This window comes from Saccharothrix sp. CB00851 (assembly GCF_001905065.1).
Lineage (GTDB): Bacteria > Actinomycetota > Actinomycetes > Mycobacteriales > Pseudonocardiaceae > Actinosynnema.
In genome coordinates this window covers 36,869-53,387 of record NZ_LWLC01000011.1, presented here as the reverse complement: position 1 = coordinate 53,387, position 16,519 = coordinate 36,869, and the positions used below count along the sequence as shown (strand labels likewise).

The 16,519-nt window shown below is 71.7% G+C and carries 22 protein-coding genes; 10 read left to right on the top strand and 12 right to left on the bottom strand.

Annotated features, from left to right (window positions below; genetic code table 11):
* The first annotated feature begins 46 nt into the window (after positions 1-46).
* Together A6A25_RS12130 and A6A25_RS12125 are read left to right on the top strand one after the other, a co-directional pair.
* Complete coding sequence (locus tag A6A25_RS12130) at positions 47-943, top strand: helix-turn-helix transcriptional regulator (RefSeq protein WP_073888602.1); 897 nt, start codon at positions 47-49, stop codon at positions 941-943.
* A gap of 125 nt (positions 944-1,068) precedes the next feature.
* Positions 1,069-1,944, top strand: coding sequence for a dioxygenase family protein (locus A6A25_RS12125; RefSeq protein WP_083668266.1), 876 nt, complete (start codon positions 1,069-1,071; stop codon positions 1,942-1,944).
* Positions 1,945-2,035: 91 nt separating this feature from the next.
* On the opposite strand, the gene A6A25_RS43985 is transcribed toward A6A25_RS12125, so the two are convergent.
* Positions 2,036-2,188 (bottom strand): hypothetical protein, encoded by a 153-nt coding sequence (locus tag A6A25_RS43985; RefSeq protein WP_158073719.1) that lies wholly within the window; start codon positions 2,186-2,188, stop codon positions 2,036-2,038.
* A 419-nt stretch (positions 2,189-2,607) separates the two neighbouring features.
* Between A6A25_RS43985 and A6A25_RS12120 the strand changes: the two genes are divergently transcribed.
* The gene (locus A6A25_RS12120) at positions 2,608-2,808 is read left to right on the top strand and encodes a cold-shock protein (protein ID WP_073888849.1); all 201 of its coding nucleotides are present in this window, start codon (positions 2,608-2,610) and stop codon (positions 2,806-2,808) included.
* A gap of 139 nt (positions 2,809-2,947) precedes the next feature.
* Here the strand turns inward: A6A25_RS12120 and A6A25_RS45415 are convergent, their stop codons facing one another.
* Entirely contained in the window at positions 2,948-3,160 is a 213-nt protein-coding gene (locus A6A25_RS45415; protein ID WP_073888600.1) for a BRCT domain-containing protein, read from the bottom strand.
* 7 nt (positions 3,161-3,167) lie between these two features.
* Here A6A25_RS45415 and A6A25_RS42170 point away from each other — a divergent pair, with 7 nt between their 5' ends.
* A complete protein-coding gene (locus tag A6A25_RS42170; protein WP_073888598.1) occupies positions 3,168-4,892 on the top strand; it encodes a tetratricopeptide repeat protein in 1,725 nt (574 codons plus the stop codon).
* Between the two features lie 10 nt (positions 4,893-4,902).
* Here A6A25_RS42170 and A6A25_RS12105 read toward each other — a convergent pair whose 3' ends face one another.
* The 5 genes from A6A25_RS12105 to A6A25_RS12085 all read right to left on the bottom strand — a co-directional run bounded on the left by A6A25_RS12105 (position 4,903) and on the right by A6A25_RS12085 (position 8,168).
* On the bottom strand, positions 4,903-5,379 hold the full coding sequence (locus tag A6A25_RS12105) for a YbaB/EbfC family nucleoid-associated protein (protein ID WP_241828607.1): 477 nt from the start codon (positions 5,377-5,379) through the stop codon (positions 4,903-4,905).
* On the bottom strand, positions 5,376-5,861 hold the full coding sequence (locus A6A25_RS12100) for a hypothetical protein (RefSeq protein ID WP_073888596.1): 486 nt from the start codon (positions 5,859-5,861) through the stop codon (positions 5,376-5,378). Before A6A25_RS12100 ends, A6A25_RS12105 begins: the two co-directional genes overlap by 4 nt.
* A 23-nt stretch (positions 5,862-5,884) precedes the next feature.
* Positions 5,885-7,246, bottom strand: coding sequence for a putative T7SS-secreted protein (locus A6A25_RS43980; RefSeq protein ID WP_158073718.1), 1,362 nt, complete (start codon positions 7,244-7,246; stop codon positions 5,885-5,887).
* Complete coding sequence (locus A6A25_RS12090; protein WP_073888594.1) at positions 7,246-7,545, bottom strand: hypothetical protein; 300 nt, start codon at positions 7,543-7,545, stop codon at positions 7,246-7,248. The genes A6A25_RS43980 and A6A25_RS12090 overlap by 1 nt, the downstream gene beginning before the upstream one ends.
* A gap of 128 nt (positions 7,546-7,673) precedes the next feature.
* Entirely contained in the window at positions 7,674-8,168 is a 495-nt protein-coding gene (locus A6A25_RS12085; RefSeq protein WP_073888591.1) for an RrF2 family transcriptional regulator, read from the bottom strand.
* 81 nt (positions 8,169-8,249) lie between these two features.
* Here A6A25_RS12085 and A6A25_RS12080 point away from each other — a divergent pair, with 81 nt between their 5' ends.
* Together A6A25_RS12080 and A6A25_RS12075 are read left to right on the top strand one after the other, a co-directional pair.
* Positions 8,250-8,999 (top strand): SDR family oxidoreductase, encoded by a 750-nt coding sequence (locus A6A25_RS12080; RefSeq protein ID WP_073888589.1) that lies wholly within the window; start codon positions 8,250-8,252, stop codon positions 8,997-8,999.
* 115 nt (positions 9,000-9,114) lie between these two features.
* Positions 9,115-9,606 carry a hypothetical protein gene (locus A6A25_RS12075; protein ID WP_143193113.1) on the top strand — a complete coding sequence of 164 codons (492 nt, stop codon included), beginning with the start codon at positions 9,115-9,117 and terminating at the stop codon, positions 9,604-9,606.
* Positions 9,607-9,639: 33 nt separating this feature from the next.
* Here the strand turns inward: A6A25_RS12075 and A6A25_RS12070 are convergent, their stop codons facing one another.
* The 3 genes from A6A25_RS12070 to A6A25_RS12060 all read right to left on the bottom strand — a co-directional run bounded on the left by A6A25_RS12070 (position 9,640) and on the right by A6A25_RS12060 (position 12,815).
* On the bottom strand, positions 9,640-11,802 hold the full coding sequence (locus A6A25_RS12070) for an MMPL family transporter (protein WP_073888585.1): 2,163 nt from the start codon (positions 11,800-11,802) through the stop codon (positions 9,640-9,642).
* A gap of 5 nt (positions 11,803-11,807) precedes the next feature.
* Positions 11,808-12,389, bottom strand: a complete 582-nt coding sequence (locus tag A6A25_RS12065; RefSeq protein ID WP_073888583.1) for a TetR/AcrR family transcriptional regulator — start codon at positions 12,387-12,389, stop codon at positions 11,808-11,810.
* Between the two features lie 78 nt (positions 12,390-12,467).
* A complete protein-coding gene (locus tag A6A25_RS12060; protein ID WP_073888581.1) occupies positions 12,468-12,815 on the bottom strand; it encodes a MerR family transcriptional regulator in 348 nt (115 codons plus the stop codon).
* A gap of 118 nt (positions 12,816-12,933) precedes the next feature.
* Between A6A25_RS12060 and A6A25_RS12055 the strand changes: the two genes are divergently transcribed.
* From A6A25_RS12055 to A6A25_RS12040, 4 genes are all read left to right on the top strand, one after another.
* Positions 12,934-13,521, top strand: a complete 588-nt coding sequence (locus A6A25_RS12055; RefSeq protein ID WP_073888579.1) for a DsbA family oxidoreductase — start codon at positions 12,934-12,936, stop codon at positions 13,519-13,521.
* A 42-nt stretch (positions 13,522-13,563) separates the two neighbouring features.
* Positions 13,564-13,884, top strand: a complete 321-nt coding sequence (locus A6A25_RS12050; RefSeq protein ID WP_073888577.1) for a DMT family transporter — start codon at positions 13,564-13,566, stop codon at positions 13,882-13,884.
* Positions 13,884-14,306 carry a DMT family transporter gene (locus A6A25_RS12045; RefSeq protein ID WP_241828606.1) on the top strand — a complete coding sequence of 141 codons (423 nt, stop codon included), beginning with the start codon at positions 13,884-13,886 and terminating at the stop codon, positions 14,304-14,306. The genes A6A25_RS12050 and A6A25_RS12045 overlap by 1 nt, the downstream gene beginning before the upstream one ends.
* A 170-nt stretch (positions 14,307-14,476) precedes the next feature.
* The gene (locus tag A6A25_RS12040) at positions 14,477-14,896 is read left to right on the top strand and encodes a hypothetical protein (RefSeq protein WP_073888575.1); all 420 of its coding nucleotides are present in this window, start codon (positions 14,477-14,479) and stop codon (positions 14,894-14,896) included.
* Positions 14,897-15,168: 272 nt separating this feature from the next.
* On the opposite strand, the gene A6A25_RS12035 is transcribed toward A6A25_RS12040, so the two are convergent.
* A complete protein-coding gene (locus A6A25_RS12035; protein ID WP_073888573.1) occupies positions 15,169-15,642 on the bottom strand; it encodes a hypothetical protein in 474 nt (157 codons plus the stop codon).
* Between the two features lie 406 nt (positions 15,643-16,048).
* Positions 16,049-16,456 (bottom strand): helix-turn-helix domain-containing protein, encoded by a 408-nt coding sequence (locus tag A6A25_RS12030; RefSeq protein ID WP_073888571.1) that lies wholly within the window; start codon positions 16,454-16,456, stop codon positions 16,049-16,051.
* Positions 16,457-16,519: the final 63 nt, after the last annotated feature.

The window sequence follows — 16,519 nt, the reverse complement described above, 5'->3', positions numbered from 1 at the left end:
GAGCCGGAATTGGTCTGGACCTTCACCGGAGAGGGGACGGTAGGCGATGCGCGGCACCACCGTGTTACCGGGAACGCCCTGCCGGGCGGCACGCGAGGGCGAGCTGCCCCTGCACCGGCTGGAGGTGCCGGTGCCCGACGCGCTGCCGTTCGCGGTCGGCACGTTCGACTCCATCGGGCCGATGTCGCGCGCGTCGTTCCCGCACCGGCACACGTTCCACGAGATCGTGCACGTCACCGGCGGCAGCGGCACGCACGTGGTCGACCTGGCCCGCTGGGAACTGCGCCCGCCGCACCTGTGCGTGATCGCGCCCGGTCAGGTGCACCACTGGGACGACGCCCGCGACCTGCAGGGGTCGGTGCTGCTGTTCACCGACGACTTCCTGCTCGACCACCCCGCCGACCGCGAGCTGCTGCGCCAGTTGAGCGCACGGCCCTGGCTGACCCTGGACGAGCACGCGCACGCCCGGATGGGCCGCACGATCGCCGACCTGCACGACGAGTACCGGCGCGGCGAGGCGGGCGTGGAGACGGTGCTGCGGGCGCTGCTGCACGTGCTCGTCGTGCGCGCGGCCCGGCTGTCCGCGACACCGGCCGCCGCGCCGCCCGCCCGGCCCGGCGCGGTGGCCGAGGAGTTCGCCCGGCTGTCCACCCGCACCGACCACCGGCTGTGGTCCGTGCGGGCGTACGCGGAACGGATCGGCGTCACCCCCGGCTACCTGACCGAGGCGGTGAAAGCGGCGACCGGGCGCACGCCGTCGCAGCTGGTCCGCCAGGCACGCACCCAGGAAGCGCAGCGGCTGCTGGCGAAGACCGAGCTGACCGTGCGGCAGGTGGCGCACCGGGTGGGTTTCGACGATCCCGCCTACTTCTGCCGCTTCTTCCGCCGCGAGACCGGCGTGAGCCCCGGCGCGTTCCGCCGCGCGGCCGGCCGTTCACAGTGAGCGCGAGCGGCAACGGCGACCGCGAGGATCACCACGAACGACGGTGTCAGTCCATCGTGCGCGGCCGGACCGCGTCCGTAGGTTCGTGGTGAATCGGAGAACCGAAGCCCCACGAGGAGCAAGGCATGGACGCATCCACGGACGGCGACCGCGGCACGTCAGGGGAACCCCTCGGCGACGGGACGGACGCCCGCCACCTCAGCCGCAAGACGGTGCTGCGCGCCGCGGTCGCCGCGGGGGTCGCGCTGCCGGTGGCCATGATGGGCGTACCCGCGCTGGCCCGCACGATCGGTGCGAACGGCGGTCCGCTGGAGCTGACCCCGGCGTGCGACGACGGCGACGACCCGACACCGCCGCAGACCGAGGGACCGTACTTCAAACCGAACTCGCCGCACCGCACGTCGCTGGTCGACGCGGGCACGCCCGGCACCAGGCTCACCGTCACCGGCTACGTGTTCGGCCTGGCGTGCCAGCCGCTCGGCAACGTGCTGATGGACTTTTGGCAGGCCGACGTCAACGGCGTGTACGACAACGCGGGCTTCCGGTTCCGCGGCCACCAGTTCACCAACCCGGACGGCACGTTCTCGCTGACCACGATCGTGCCCGGCCTCTACCCGGGCCGCACCAGGCACATCCACGTGAAGGTGCAGGCACCAGGACGGCCGGTGCTCACCACGCAGCTGTACTTCCCTGGCGAGCCGCGCAACAACACCGACAGCATCTTCGACCCGCGGCTGCTGATGGAGGTGCGCAACGTCGGCAGCGGTCGCGAGGCGAAGTTCGACTTCGTGCTGAACGTGCCGCAGAGCACCACCACGCGGCCGACCTCCACGACCACCACCCCGTCGTCACCGGGCGGCGGCACGTGGGCCGCGGGCACGAACTACGCGATCGGCGCGACCGTCACCTACAACGGCGTCGGGTACGTGTGCTTGCAGGGGCACCTCGCCCAGCCGGGCTGGGAACCACCGAACGTGCCCGCGCTGTGGCGCGCGGAGTGACCGCGGCCTGACGCCCGCGAAGGGAACCCCTCGGTGTGCGGAGGCGCCGAGGGGTTTCCCGCGCCTGCGGGGTACCGGTGACCCGGTCGGGTCAGGCGGTGCCGCCGGTGTTCTGCGGCGGCACGTCGACCGGCTCGCGGAACAGGTCGGTGTAGGAGCGCTGCTCGTCGCGGCGCGGTCCGCGCGCGTCCTCGGGCCGGTCCGTGTCCGGGTGGCTGAACAGCGCGTCGTGCGTTGATGACATGTGTTTTCCGACTTTCTTCGCGTCCGGTGCGTGCTCACGGTCGGCGATGCCGGTCCGGAGTTCCCCGCACGGCGCGAGGGTATTCGGGGTTCGCAGACAAAGATCGCCCCGATGCGGCCCACGGTACACGTCGCGGTGCGGTGACCGCCACAGCATTCGGACTTCCCGCGCGGCGGCCCGGCGACACCTCCCACCCCGACCGGGTGACTTGGGCCACCACGGGGAACGAAACCGGTCGCCGCCTGGTTGTACCGGGTGGTCGTCAATTTTGTGTCCGTGTTTCCATCGGAGTTTCGCGGGAATGATGTTGCGGACGAAGTTCTTTCTTTACCTTGCCGGACAAGCTGGAGAAGTCGTCGTCTGAAATCCGACCCGGAGCCCCGACCGGGGCGCCGTCCAGCACCGCCAAGGAGAAGATCATGGCTCAGGGCACCGTGAAGTGGTTCAACTCGGAGAAGGGCTTCGGCTTCCTCGCCCGCGAGGACGGCCCGGACGTGTTCGTCCACTACTCCGAGATCGAGGGCAACGGCTACCGCAGCCTCGAGGAGAACCAGCGCGTCGAGTTCGACGTCAACCAGGGTCCCAAGGGCCCGCAGGCCGTCGGCGTCCGCGCCCTCTGACCTGACGCGCCACCCCGACGCCCTTCGGTTCCTCCCGGAGCCGAGGGGCGTCGGCTTTCCCACCCGTCACGCGGGCCGGTAGGCGCTTCTCCCACACAGGCGCCAACACCGTGGGTCGCCGAACGACGTCCGCAGGTAGTCACACCTCCTGCAGCCGGACGACGTTGAGCAGGCGACCGAAAGCGTCCTCGGTGACGATCGGGATCCCGTACTTGGCGGCCTTCTTCGCCTTGCCGGACAACGAGTCCGGGTCCGCGGCGACGACCACGGCGGTCTTCTTGGTCACGTTGTCCCGCACGACGAGCCCGGCGGCGAGGGCGCGTTCCTCCCACACCTCGCGGGGCACGCTCATCTGCCCCGTGAAGACGACCGGTGCACCGGGCTCGAGCCGGAACTCCCCCGCCGCGTCGTCGATTTCCGCGTCACGGGCCGAGGCGCTCGCCGAGCTCGTCGCCCGCGCGGGCGGGCCGGAGCACGCGTTGCGGCGCTTCGAGCCCGAGCCGGAGCGGACGTTCATCGGCACGGTCGCCGCGCACGCCCACGTGTGCGCGATGGCGGGCCGCTGGGACCAGGCCGTGCAGGAGCTGTTCACGGTCGCCGCGCACGAACCGCACCGGCCGTGGCTGGACGTCGCCTGGCTGCACCGCCCCGACCTGCCCGACCTGCTCGACCCCAACGCCGCCGCCATCGCCGTGGCCCGGTTCGCGCAACCGCTGGCCGACCCGGTGGACGAGGGCGAACGCCCGCCGCTGCTGCCCGCGCTGGCACTGCTGCGCGGCTGCGTCGCCCGCCACCCCGAGCACGCGATGCTGCTGTGGTGCGGTTCGACGCTGGCCCGCCGGCTCGGCGCGTTCGACGAGGCGATCACCTGGGCGCAGCGGTCGTTCGACGTCGAGCCGACCCACCAGGCGGCGGTGGTGAAGGGGTACGCGCTGCGCACCGCCGGTCGCCACGACGACGCGCTCGCCGCCTGGCAGCGTGAAGCGGCACGCACGCCCGAGGACCACGACCTGTTCCTGGACATCGCCGACCTGCTGGAGGCGATGGGCCGCCCGGCCGAAGGGCTGGAGTGGGCGCAACGCGCGGTCGACGCCACCCCCGAGCACCCGAAGGCCCTCGCCACCGCACTGGGCCTGCGGCACGTGCTGGACGACGACGTGCGGCACCTCGTCGCGCTCGCCGACCACCTGCGCGACCACCCCGAGCACGGCTACGCCGCCGACGTGCTCGCGCGGCGCGCCTGGGGCCGGTCGTGGCTGGGCCGCGTGCCCGACCCGACCGAGGCCGTGGTCAACCTGCTGCGCGAGGTGCTGGAGGACCACGAGCCCGCGCCGGACGCCGCGCTGGAGGTGACGCTGTCCGCGCTCGAACCGCCGAGCGCGCTGCTGGCGTTGCGCTCGGCGTTCCCGCTGGCTTCCGTGACGCCCGAGCACGCGCCTGAACCGGACCTCAGACAGCCGGTCGGCGACGTCCGGCACAGCGTGTGGGCCTACGACGGGCTGGTGGCACGCCCCGCCGTGCCGCCGCCGGCACCGGAAGCAGCCGAGGCGGTGCGCGGCGTCGCGGCGTTCCACTGGCCGGCCCTGCCCGCCGCCTACGACCGGGCCGTGGTGCTGTCCGCGCTCGACCCGCGCGACCTGCTCGGCGTGCTGGTCCACCCGCCCGTGCCGCCGGACGACGAGATGGGCCGCGCCCTGGCCAGGCACGCGCCGCAGCTGTGGGTGCGCGGCGTGCAGGCGTGGGCGTGCCTGGGCCTGGCGCACCACCGCGCGGACGAGCCGTGGCCGTCCTCGCGCCGCCGCGAGATCCTGGCGGACCTGCTCAACGGGCCGGAGGACTGGGTGTCGGAGGCCGCCGGCCTGGCGCTCGTGGCGACGGCGTGGGTGGAGCCCGCGACCCGGGCCGACGTCCAGGGGCTGGTCGTGCGCCGGATGCTCGACGCGGCGAAGGCGCGGCAGACCCGCGAGGTCACCGTGCTGGCCTCGCTGTGCGAGCTGGTGCTGGCCGTACCGGAGTTGGACGACCGGTTCGCCGCACTGGCCCGTGACGTGCTCGCCGCCGAGAGGGCTCCGGCGGACGGCTAGCGCCGGGTCCTCACCAGGCGTCGCGGCTGCGGTAGGCGGGTTCCGGCTCCTCGTCCTCCACCGGCGCGACCCGGCGGATCACGCGGGGCGGCACGGCGGGCAGTTCCTGCGGCGGCTCGTCGCCGAACACCCGCCGGTCCTCGGCGAGCACCTGGTCGAGCAGCTTCGCGTCACCCAACGCGGAGCGGACGACCTCGGCCTGCTTGCGCGCCGCGTCGGCGCGGGCCAGCGCGATCACGCGCAGGGTGGTGGACGACAGCGCGGCCGGGTCGGTCGTGCGCACGGCCGGGCCGAACGTGATCGCCTTGACCGCGCCGTCCGACCCGGCGACCACGGTGACCACGCCGTCGTCGGACGTCGCCGTGCCGACCACGTCCCGCAGCCCTTCGGCCATGCGCTGGAACGACTCCGCGCGCAACCGGTTGTCGGCCGCGGCCGTGTCGATGGCCTCGATGCGGCGCAGCAGGATGTCGGCGGACTCCGTCACCGGCTCGCCCCTTCGTCCGGTCGGATGGTCTTCAGGAACGCCTGGAAGTCACCGACCAGGTCCTCGAACTGCCCGGTCGTGGCGCTGAGCACGATCTCGAGCACGGCACGCCTGCGCTCGTCGCGCACGTCCGCCATGGCCAGGAACACCTGCAGCTGCACCAGCTCCACCGGACGTCCGCCGACGGGCGCGGTCAGGCGCAGCACCTGCGTGTAGGCGGACTCCAGCTCGTTGCGCCTGCCCACCTCCACCGCGCCGACGTCTTGCCGCAACCGGTCCGCGGCCCGTTCGGCGAGCTGCGCCAACGTCACGTCGTCGGCCCGGACCTCGCCGCTGATCGTGATGTTCGCGGTGAAGCCCGCGCTCGAACCGGGGTGCAGCGCGACGAACGCCGCCTGCGGCGCGCCGACCTCGTCGGGCGGCGCCGACAGCCACCCGTCGGGCAGCGAGAACTCGATCGGCACCGGAAGGGTGGTGGCCATGCCTGGTGTCCTCCTGGGTGGTTTCATCGGCCGAACAGGCGGCCGATCGCGCGGCCGGCGTTCTCCACGCCCTGGCCGACGTCCTTCGCGATCTCGCCGACGTCGTCCGCGACGTCAACCACCGTCTCCACGACCTCGACCGGGTCGACGCTGACGTCGAACCCGACCTTGCCACCCACGCCGAACGCGAGCCCCACCGACCCTCCGACGTGGAACTTGCCGTCCTCGCCCATGCCGAACTGGCCACTGGCGTGCCCGCCGATCCCGGCCCACGCCTCGCCGTTCACGCCCGCGCCGATGCCCGCGACCTCGGCGCCCGCCTGGCCGGAGACCTTGGCGCCCGCGAACCCCTCCACGTTGCCCTTGGCGCCGAGCAGCCCGATCGAGCCCTTGGCCTCCGCGGCGGCGCCGATGGTGCCCTCGGCGCTGCCGGACACGCTCGCGTGCTGCCCGAACTTGACCTCACCGTCGGCGTACCCGCTGGCCAGGTACGCGCCCGCGTGCGCGCCGACCGACACGCCCGCGTAGCTCGCGGTCGCCGTGTACCCGGCGTCCGCGCCGAGCACGGAGCCGCCGATCCGGCCCTTGCCGGTGACCGGGCCCGCGTCGAAGTCGCCGTCCTTCTCGCCGTGCTTGACGTCGACGTGCTTGTCGTCGCCCCACTCACGTTCGTGCAGGTCGATGCCGAACTTCTCGGCGATCTCACCGAGCGCGTCGGTGAGCAGGCGCTTGGACTCGCTGCCGGACTTGCCCTCGTACGAGCGCCCGTCGACGCTGTACTGCCAGCCGCCGGTGTCCTCGCCGTCCTCGTCCTTCTCGCGGTGCGCCGCGCCGTAGGACTTCTTGCCGAACGACTTCTTGTAGCCGCCCTTGCCGTCGGACTCCCAGCCGAGCGCCTTGGCCACCACGTCACCGATGCCGGACAGGCCCTCGCGGGCGTCGTCCAGCACCTTCTGCGCCTGGGCCGAGCCCGCCTGGCCGGGGTCCTGGAACGGCGCGGCCGGTGCGCCGGAGACGGCCAGCGCGGCGTGCTCGGCGGCGGCCAACCGGGTCGCGGCCTGTGCTTCCAGGTACAGCTCGACGGCGCGTTGCGCCTCGCGCTGGCTCGCGATTAGCGCGTCGGCGTAGTCGGCCAGCAGCTGCCCGCCGCCACCGAGGTGCTCGCCCGCCTGGTACCACCGGGGCGGCTCGGCGTGGAAGGCCGACCGGAACGCGCCGCTCGCCGCGCCGCTCCAGCCGCCGGGGTCGATGCGGCCGAGGCCCTCGCCGACGGCCACGACCGCCCGCAGCGTGCCCACGAGCTGCCGCAGGTCACCGGAGATCAGTTCGGGTTCGCCGGGGACGAGCGCCTTGGGGTCGTTCGTCTCGCCGAGTCGTGCGGCCATCAGGACACCGGCCCGTGCGGGTTGAGGCGGCCGAAGACGTCCGCACGCTCGCCGTCGATGTCCACATAGGACGATGCCGCCGCGCGCAGCCCGATGGCGTGCTCGTCGGCCTCCCACCGCAGCCGCTCCACGTGGGCCTTCATCTCCTCGATGAACAGCTCCCACGCGCCCGCGACCCCGGCGTGCCCGTACTCGCCGCTCGGACCGCGCCACACCAGGCCCGCGGTCCGGTCACCGACGTCGCCGATCTGCCCGGCCGCCCGCCGCAACTCCTCGGGCACCGCCCCGAACCCGCTCATGTCCGCCCCACCAGTCCACTCACCACCACACCGTCGGACGGCGCAGGCCCGTCGGCCGTTCCCACGGGTACACCTATAGCGGTAGGCGCAGTGGCCGCGCGGGCGTTCGGCGGAAAAGGGTTCGTGCGTCAGGAGGTCCGACGTGGCGTGGACGCGGTCGCGGCGAGCAGCGAGCGGGTGCGGGCCGGAGCCGTGGGCGGCAGCACGGCGAGCACGTCCGCGAGCGATTCTGCGGCCAGGGTGCGCCGCCACGCCTCGTGCGCGTCGGCCATCTTCGCGGCGAGCACGCACGTGTCCCGGCAGTCCTGCGGTGGCAGCGCGCCCCGGCCCCGCTGCCGGATCTCCTGGCACTCGTACGGCGAGGACGCGCCGTCGACGGCCTCCACGACCTGCAGCAACGTGATCTCCGCCGCGGGCCGGGCGAGCCGGAAGCCGCCACGCGGACCGGTGGTAGCGGCCAGCACACCGGCCTTGACCAGGGCTTGCAGCTGCTTGGCCAGGTAGGGCGCGGGCAGGTCGTAGTACGCCGCGAGCTGGGCCGCCGACGCGGTGGCGCCGGGTTCGAGCTGCGCCAGGGTCGTCGCGCAGTGCAGTACCCACTCGGTGCTCACAGGCAGCTTCACGCGGACAGTCTATCCAAGATATTGCGGATCTGTTTAGTCCGAGATAGGTTCACGGCGCACACCAGAAGCGGAAGGATCGTCATGCGGATCGCAGTCGCCGGCGCGACCGGCAACATCGGCTCCCTCACCGTCGCCGTCCTGGAGCGCGGCGGGCACGAGGTCGTGCGCATCAGCCGCTCGGCGGGTGTGGACCTGTCGACCAGCGCAGGGCTCGACGCGGCGCTGGCCGGGGTCGAGGCCGTGGTGGACGCCGTCAACGTGCCCTCGGCGGACCGCGCCGAGACCGTGGGCCTGTTCGGCGGGATGACCCGGAACCTGCTCGACGCCGAGGCGCGGGCCGGCGTGCGGCACCACGTGCTGCTGTCGATCGTCGGTATCGCCGACATCGAGGGCAACGTGCACTACGCGGGCAAGCGCGAGCAGGAACGCCTGGTCACCGAGGGTCCCGTGCCGTGGACGATCGTGCCCGCCACGCAGTTCCACGACTTCGCCGAGATGGTCGCGGGGTGGACCGAACAGGACGGCGTGGCCACCATCGCGCCCCTGCTCGTGCAGCCGATCGCGCCGCAGGACGTGGCGGACATCCTCGCCGAGATCGCCGTCGGCGAGCCGCGAGGGCGTTACGCGGACATCGCCGGCCCGGAGACGCAAGACTTGGTCGACCTGGCGCGGCGCACCCACCAGGCACGTGGCCGTGACGTGCGCCTGGTGCCGACGTGGTCGGGCGTGTTCGGCCCCGAGATGGCGGGGAACGCGCTGCTGCCCGGCGAGAACGCCCGCATCGCGCCGACCACGTTCGACGAGTGGCTCGCCAGGTCGGCGCAGGGCTGACGAACGCTCTTCACTCTAACGAGTGATGTCCGGGCCGTTCACCTACCACCGTCCCCGGCTGGAGCGACACCACTGGTGCAGGGTTCGTTCACAGAGGGAGGACACCGTGAACCAGATGCTGACGCTCAGTCGCAAGGCCTTCGCCGATCTGCTGATCCAGGCGTACCCCGCGCCGGACGACGCGGGACCGTTCGGCCCGGTGGTCCTCGGGTTCGGCTCGGTGGCGCTCAACCCCCAGCCGCTCCCGCCCAAGGACCTCGCCTGGCGGGGCGCGGTGGCGGCGGGCGGCACGATCCGCTACGCGCTGGACCGGTACGAGTCGGCCGCGGATTCCGGCCGTGGTCAGGAGCTGGGCCACGACGCGATCGCCCGGTTCGTCCGCGGGTTCTGCGGCACACCGCCCACGGCGCACTGGCCGTGGCCCTGGCCGCCGCCACCGTGGTGGCCCCGGCGGATGACCGACCTGACCGCCACGGACGTCCTGGTCGCGGGCGCCCGGTTCGACCGCGCCGTCCGGACGATCCCGGACGGCGCGTTCACCGGCGACTTCGACTCGGCCGCGAGCTCCCTGTTCGACGCGGGACTGCGCATGCTCGACCAGGCGTGACGCCGGTATCGGACCGGCGTCACCCGGCCGGCTTCATCGGGCCGCGTCGACCAGTACCTTCCGGTCGTCCTCCAGGCCCGCGCCCTCCACGTCGAGGGTGGGCAGCCGGCGCAGCCACTTCGGCAGCCACCAGGCCTTCTCGCCCAGCAGCGCCAGCGCGGCGGGCACGAGGACCATGCGGACCACGAACGCGTCGAACAGGATGCCGATGGCCAGCGCGAACGCGATGGACTTCATCGGACCCTCGCCCGCGGGCACGAACCCGGCGAACACCGAGAACATGATCAGCGCGGCGGCCACCACGACGGGCGCGGCCTGGCGGAAGCCGGTGCCGATCGCGTCGATCGGCGCCTTGCCGTGGTGGTGCGCCTCGTGCATCCGGGACACCAGGAAGATCTGGTAGTCCATCGCCAGGCCGAACAGGATGCCGACCATCAGGATCGGCGTGAGGCTGAGCAGCGGGCCGGTGCCGTCCAGGTTGACCGCGTCGGCCAGCCAACCCCACTGGAACACCGCGACCGTCGCGCCGAGCGAGGCACCGATGGTGAGCAGGAAGCCGAGCACGCCCACCAGCGGCACCAGCAGCGACCGGAACACGAGGACCAGCAGCACCAGGGCGAGGCCGACGACCAGCGCCAGGTAGACCGGCATGGCCTCGTCCAGCGCGACGGCCACGTCCACGCTCACGGCGGTCGCGCCGGTGACGTAGGTCGTGGCGCCGGCCACGTCGGCCAGCCGTTCACGCAGGTCGGTGACCAGCTGCTCGGTGGCCGCGGTCGCCGGGCCGGACTTCGGGATGACGGTGACCATGGCGGCGGTGCCGTCGGCGTTGGGCACCGGCGGAGTGACCAGCGCGACGTCACCGGCGCCCTGGATGCTCGGCACGGTGGCGGCGGCGGTCGCGGCGGCGCCGTCGCCCTCGAACAGCACGATCAGCGGACCGTTGAAGCCCTCGCCGAAGCCGTCCGCGAGCACCCGCTCCGCGCGGGCCTGGGTCGAGTCGGCGGCCGGAGCGGCGACCAGGGTCGTCTCCATCGAGAGCACGGGCACGGAGACCGCGCCGAGCCCGACGATCGCGAGCAGCAGCGCCACGACCCGGTTGCGGGTGATCCCACCGATCCAGCCGCGGAAGAAGCCGCGCCCGTGCGACTCCACGTCCTCTGCGTTGCCCAGGGGCGCGTTGCGCTCCTTGCGCGGCAGCACGCGACGGCCGAGGTAGCCGAGCACGGCGGGCACCAGCGTGACGGCGACCAGCACCGCGACCACGATGGTGAGCGCGGCGGCCACGCCCATCTGGGTCAGGAACGGGATGCCGACGACCGCCAGGCCGGCCAGCGCGATGACCACGGTCAGCCCGGCGGTCACCACAGCCGAGCCCGCGGTGCCCACGGCCGTGCCGATGGCGTCGCCCACGTCCCGGCCCCGGCGCAGCTCGTGCCGGTAGCGGTTGATGATGAACAAGGCGTAGTCGATGCCGACCGCCAGGCCGAGCATCGCGGCCAGGATCGGGGTGGTGGACTGCAGGTCCATGAAGCCGGTGGCGATCGTGACGCCCAACGCGCCGATGCCCACGCCCACGGCGGCGGTCAGCAGGTTCATGCCGGCCAGCACGAGCGAGCCGTAGGTGACGGCCAGCACCAGCAGCGCGATGACCACGCCGATGACCTCCGCGGGACCGCCCACGTGCGGCGGTGCCTGCGTCGCCTCACCGGTGACCTCGACGGTGAGCCCGTTCGCGTCCCGTGCGGCGTCGAGGAGCGCGCTGCGTTGCTCCTCGGTCACGTCACCGGCTTCGGCCTCGTAGGTGACCGTGCTGTAGGCGACGTCCTGGCCGGCGTTCACGGTCGGCGCGCGGGGGTCGAGCGGGTTGCTCGCCGACGTCACGCCGGGCAGCGCGGACAGCTCCTGCACCAGCCCGGCGAGCTTCTGGGCGTTCTCGGGTGAGGTGACCTGTTGTCCCGCCGGTGCCTGCACGACCACGCGGGCGGTCGCGCCGCCACCGGTGCCGAACTCCTCCTTGATCTTGTCCAGCGCGGTGGTGGACTCCTGGCCGGGGATGGAGAAGGAGCCGGACGTGGTGCCGGCCAGGGTGGCGGCGCCGAACGCCGTGCCGCCGAGAACGAGCAGCCACAGCAGGACGACGACAAGTCGGCGCCGGTGCGCGCCGAAGCCGAGTCGGTAGAGCAGACGTGCCATGGTGGTCAGGCCTCCGGGTGGGATGGGTCGCGGTGCCCGAGCGCGTCGAGGCAGGTGGCGATGATGTGCGGCCGCCACGCGGTCTTCTCGCCCGCGTGGTTGGCGGCCAGGCTGAGCACGGCCAGGGCGCTGAGCATCCCGACGACCCGGACCATCCGTTCGGTGTCACTCGTGCCCTCGTCGACGCCGAAGACGGACAGCACGTGCTGCGACAGGGCGTCCAAGCGGTCGCCGTCCACGTCGTCGGCGCCGAGCAGGCTGATCGCGCGGGACTCCAGCGCGATCAGGCCGGGGCGGTCCAGCGCGAAGTCGACCAGCAGCTCCACCGCCCGCCGGTCCCGCGCCGGCCCTTCCGTCACGCGCGTGGCCTGCTCGAACAGCTCCCGGCTGTGCGTGCGGCCGACGTCCCGGGCGGCCTCGAACAGCGCCTGCTTGCTCGGGTAGTGGTGCAGCAGGCCCGCCTTCGACAGCCCGACGGCGTCGGCCAGGTCCTGCAACGACGTGTGGTCGTAGCCGTGCCGGGCGAAGAGGCCGGCCACGCGGTCCAGCAGCCGGTCGTCGGTCTCCCGGCGCAGTGCTCGTGCCATACGTCCACGGTACGCAAGCACCGACCGATCCGGTCGGTAAGCCGACCGATCCGGTAGGTGGGTTCCGTCACTCCGCGCTCAAGGCCGCGCCACCTCGCCGCGCAGGGCCTGCAGGGTGTCGATCTCGCGATCGATGTCGCGCCGCTTGGCCTTGAGGCGTTCGACTTCCTGGGCGAGCAGCTGCTCCATGACGCCGGTGCGCTCCTCGGGCGGCGCCTCCAGGCACGGCAGCAGTTCGTTGACGGTGGCGCTGGTCAGGCCGGCGGCGAACAGGTGCTGGATCATGACGACCCGCTCGACCGTGGAGCCGTCGAAGTCGCGCCACCCGCCGGGCGTGCGCTCGGAGCGGATCAGCCCCTGCTCCTCGTAATACCGCAGGGAGCGGGTGCTGACGCCGCTGGCGTCCGCCAGCTCGCCGATGCGCATGAGACCTCCTCCTGGGCCGCACGCCCGCACGGCGATTCTTGCAGTTGACACCGGTGTGAAGTTCCACCATCGACGGGCCCGCCCCGACAGCGATCCCTGGTGGTACCGGAGGTTCACCGTGACTGCTCGCATCCACGTGTGGTCGGACTACGTCTGCCCGTTCAGCCTGATCGCCCACGAGGTGATCGGGCGCGTGATCGCCGACCGGCCGGAGGTCGAGGTCGTCCACCACGCCCACGAGCTCCGTCCGCGGCCGGCGCCCACCCTCCGGCCGGAGGACCCGCACCTGCCGGACATCTGGCAGCGGGCCGTGTACCCGCTGGCACGCCGCCACGACGTGCCGCTGCGGTTGCCGAGCGTGTCCCCGCAGCCGTACACCGAACCGGCCTTCCGCGGCGCCCTGTACGCCGCGGACCACGGCCGGGCCGGGCCCTACCACCGTCGCGTCAGGACGGCGTTCTTCCGCGAGGACCTCGACATCGGCGACCCCGTGGTCCTGGCCCGGCTGGCAGGGGAAGCCGGGCTCGACCCGGCCGGCTACGCCGCCGCTCTCGACGCCCCGGCGTACGCCGAGCGACACCGGCGGGCGTTGGCCGAGTCGGCCCGGCTGGACATCACCGTCACGCCCACGATCGTCATCGGCACCCGGCGCATCGAGGGCGTCGCCACCGAGGACGTGATCCGCCAAGCCCTGCACGACGCGTGACACGCGACGTTTCCGCTCATACTCCACAAAGGACAGCGACACATGCACTGGCTCTACCTCGGCATCGCCATCGTCTTCGAGATCACCGTCGCCATCGCCGCCGGCAAGGCGCAGGGCTTCACCCGACCCGCTTGGACCGCGGCCACGCTGGTCAGCGGCGGCATCGCCACCTACCTGCTCAGCCTGGCGCTGCTGACCTTCGACGTCGGCGTCGGCTACGCGATCTGGACCTCCGTCGCCGGTGTCGGGATCGCCGTCCTCGGCGCTCTCCTCTTCGGCCAGCGCCTCGACTGGCGCAAGCTCGTCGGCATCGCCGCCGTGATCGCCGGGGTCGTCGGCCTCCAGCTCAGCGGAGTCGCGTGATGCCCCACACCACCAACCCCGAACCCGAGGAACGAACCCGCATGTCCATCGACCACCCGACCACCACGACCCGCGTTCACCGTGCCCGAGCCTGGCTCGTCCTGTTCCTCGCCGGCGCCTTCGAGGTCGGCTACGCCCTCTGCGTCGGCGGCAGCCAGGGCTTCACCGTGCTGTCCTGGTCCCTCGCCGCCGTGGTCTTCTTCCTGCTGACCCTCTTCGCCCTCAGCGTCGCCCTGCGCACCATCGCCGTAGGCATCGGCTACGCCGTGTGGGCCGGCATCGGCGCCGTGGGAGCCGCGCTGCTCGGCCCGGTCTTCTTCGCCGAAACCCTCACCCCGGTGAAGGCGCTCTGGCTGACCGTGATCATCGCGGGCGTCGTCTGGCTCAAGCTCTCCGACAACCCCGACCGCACCACACCCTGACCCGCCCGCCGCACATCTTCCAAGCACGCCGTAGGATGTGCGAAAATACTTTCCACGACAGATCCTGATCGGTCGACACCGACAGTTCCCGTGTCGCAGCGGAGCTTTCGAACAACTGCCCGCCGACGGCCTGCCCATCTTGACGATCAGCACGAGTCACCGAGGTTGACATGACTGGCGGAGAACCTTTTTTCAGCGGCATTGGCGAGATCGTCGGGCGCCGACACCGGATCTCCGGCCTGGATCCCAGGTCCGGCACGTTCGAACTGCACGACGACGATCGAAAGGTCCGCGTCGAGTTGGATTCGAACCTCCTGGCGGAGTACGTCACCCAATTGGACGAGCGTGACATCCCCGGCCTTTCCCACTCGCCGCGGGATGCGCAGGACGAAGTCCGGATCAAGCGCATCGCGATGTGGATCGAGGAGATGTTCGAAGCGGACATCTTCGGGTCGCTTCTCGAGATCCGGCTCGACCGGTCGGCCGATGGCCGCGTTGCCCTTGTCGATCGGCGCGGCCCGGCGCGGCGATCGCTGCCCCTGGCGAACACGGAGGGCGGCCATTGGTCGCCCGACCGACCTGGCAGCTGATCGGCACCTGCCCGGTTGGAGGCGGCACGCTGAATCGCCGGAGAAAAACCTTCGGGGAAACCCATGGCGCTCGTTCGGAGATGGTCTTCCCTCCCGAAAGGCACCCACCACTCCGGGTCGGCACCCGCCGCCCCGACCGCTGCTGAACTGGCTCTACGCCAGCACACCGGGCCCGGTCGGCCGCCCTCCTGAGAGGTCGCCATCGACCGGGCCCGGTGTGTTGACGACGATATCCTTCGTCCTGCGCCGCACCGGTCAGGGTATCGGAGCGGTTACCTCTTGCAGATCGAAGTCGTGGGATAAGCGGTGATGATACGGCCGTCGAGAGCGTTGTAGACAACCTTGAAGCGCTGCTGCCACACTTCGCGGCCATTGCGGTCGTGCAGGTAGAGCAACCGGTCCCGGCAACCGTCAGTCCCGTTCACGATGACGTGGTCGGGGTCTTCGACGTTGTAGTGGATCGCCCAGTGCACCAGATCGCTCCAGTTGAGCCCGCCCGCCCTCGCCAAGTTCTGGAACTGGTCGTAGTGCCCGTCCTTGATGTGGCGGTAACCCCAACTGGCGTTGCCGCACCTCAATTCGAAGGTCTTGAACTGGTAGACCAGTTTCTGGGCGTCGTCTGAAAAACCGCACGCACCCCAGTTGGGCCTGGTGCCCAACTTCACCGCTTGTGCGGGTGTCACTACCGCCAGGCCGAAGCCGAGCGCGAGGAGGCAGGCGAGTAGCGCAACGCGCAATTTCTTCATTTCGACATCCTTTGCAGGTGGCCAATCAAGCCCTACGACGAGATGGGGTCGGGTGCGCAGGGTTCTACACGAATGCGGGCGAAGCACTCCCCAACCGTCGGTTCGAGGAGCAGGACCATCATCGTCGCGACGATTTCTTCGCACTTTCCTCTGGGCGAAAGCACCCAGCCGGCCACAGGTGATGTCGAGGTTCCATCGCGCCGACGCGGTCCCAGGGCCACCTGGACCACCGTGGTCCACAGCAACCGGCACCGCGCCGGCAGGGTCTGCCAACGGCCTGGCGAACAACCGACGACCGATCGGCTAGTGCCCTCACGAGGGAGGACACGAGTCGACGGGCAAAGCACCATCCACGTACGCGACATGGACAGCCGGGTCCACAAAGGATGATCAACCAGGGCGGTCGTCAACCAGCTCGACGGCCCAGCTCGCGAAGAACGATCTCGTAGACGCGCGCCCGTTCCGGCCGCTTGGCCAGGTTGAACCGCCGCCCCGGCGCGGACCAGTTCAAGTGGATCGGCAGCGTCACGACGGAAATGGCCCGGTCCACCGGGAGTCGAGGAAGCTCGCTCAACGTGAAGACCACGCGACCACGCGGGGTCACGTGCTCGACAACCCGCGGCACGGGCACGACCACCATCTCGTGACCGGCTTCAGCCGGCAACCGCCCCAACGTGTCCACCGTGGGCGACTTCCGTCCGCGTTCGTAGGCGGACAGCGTCGGCCGCGAAGTGCCTGCTCGACGTGCCAGTTCCTCTTGACTGAGCCCCGCAGCGCATCTCGCCTGCACGAGCATCTCCGCCATGTGCGCCATGCCGGCCCTCCAGTGACGTATCCGATCGGATCGGTACGCCGTGGGTTCACCTGCGACAACCCG

What these genes read in the sequence shown, in the direction of transcription:
- A6A25_RS12130 (WP_073888602.1), top strand. Translation starts at nt 47, where the DNA reads ATGCGCGGCACCACCGTGTTACCGGGAACGCCCTGCCGGGCGGCACGC.
- A6A25_RS12125 (WP_083668266.1), top strand. Translation starts at nt 1,069, where the DNA reads ATGGACGCATCCACGGACGGCGACCGCGGCACGTCAGGGGAACCCCTC.
- A6A25_RS43985 (WP_158073719.1), bottom strand. Translation starts at nt 2,188, where the DNA reads ATGTCATCAACGCACGACGCGCTGTTCAGCCACCCGGACACGGACCGG.
- A6A25_RS12120 (WP_073888849.1), top strand. Translation starts at nt 2,608, where the DNA reads ATGGCTCAGGGCACCGTGAAGTGGTTCAACTCGGAGAAGGGCTTCGGC.
- A6A25_RS45415 (WP_073888600.1), bottom strand. Translation starts at nt 3,160, where the DNA reads ATGAGCGTGCCCCGCGAGGTGTGGGAGGAACGCGCCCTCGCCGCCGGG.
- A6A25_RS12100 (WP_073888596.1), bottom strand. Translation starts at nt 5,861, where the DNA reads ATGGCCACCACCCTTCCGGTGCCGATCGAGTTCTCGCTGCCCGACGGG.
- A6A25_RS43980 (WP_158073718.1), bottom strand. Translation starts at nt 7,246, where the DNA reads ATGGCCGCACGACTCGGCGAGACGAACGACCCCAAGGCGCTCGTCCCC.
- A6A25_RS12090 (WP_073888594.1), bottom strand. Translation starts at nt 7,545, where the DNA reads ATGAGCGGGTTCGGGGCGGTGCCCGAGGAGTTGCGGCGGGCGGCCGGG.
- A6A25_RS12080 (WP_073888589.1), top strand. Translation starts at nt 8,250, where the DNA reads ATGCGGATCGCAGTCGCCGGCGCGACCGGCAACATCGGCTCCCTCACC.
- A6A25_RS12075 (WP_143193113.1), top strand. Translation starts at nt 9,115, where the DNA reads ATGCTGACGCTCAGTCGCAAGGCCTTCGCCGATCTGCTGATCCAGGCG.
- A6A25_RS12070 (WP_073888585.1), bottom strand. Translation starts at nt 11,802, where the DNA reads ATGGCACGTCTGCTCTACCGACTCGGCTTCGGCGCGCACCGGCGCCGA.
- A6A25_RS12065 (WP_073888583.1), bottom strand. Translation starts at nt 12,389, where the DNA reads ATGGCACGAGCACTGCGCCGGGAGACCGACGACCGGCTGCTGGACCGC.
- A6A25_RS12060 (WP_073888581.1), bottom strand. Translation starts at nt 12,815, where the DNA reads ATGCGCATCGGCGAGCTGGCGGACGCCAGCGGCGTCAGCACCCGCTCC.
- A6A25_RS12050 (WP_073888577.1), top strand. Translation starts at nt 13,564, where the DNA reads ATGCACTGGCTCTACCTCGGCATCGCCATCGTCTTCGAGATCACCGTC.
- A6A25_RS12045 (WP_241828606.1), top strand. Translation starts at nt 13,884, where the DNA reads ATGCCCCACACCACCAACCCCGAACCCGAGGAACGAACCCGCATGTCC.
- A6A25_RS12040 (WP_073888575.1), top strand. Translation starts at nt 14,477, where the DNA reads ATGACTGGCGGAGAACCTTTTTTCAGCGGCATTGGCGAGATCGTCGGG.
- A6A25_RS12035 (WP_073888573.1), bottom strand. Translation starts at nt 15,642, where the DNA reads ATGAAGAAATTGCGCGTTGCGCTACTCGCCTGCCTCCTCGCGCTCGGC.
- A6A25_RS12030 (WP_073888571.1), bottom strand. Translation starts at nt 16,456, where the DNA reads ATGGCGCACATGGCGGAGATGCTCGTGCAGGCGAGATGCGCTGCGGGG.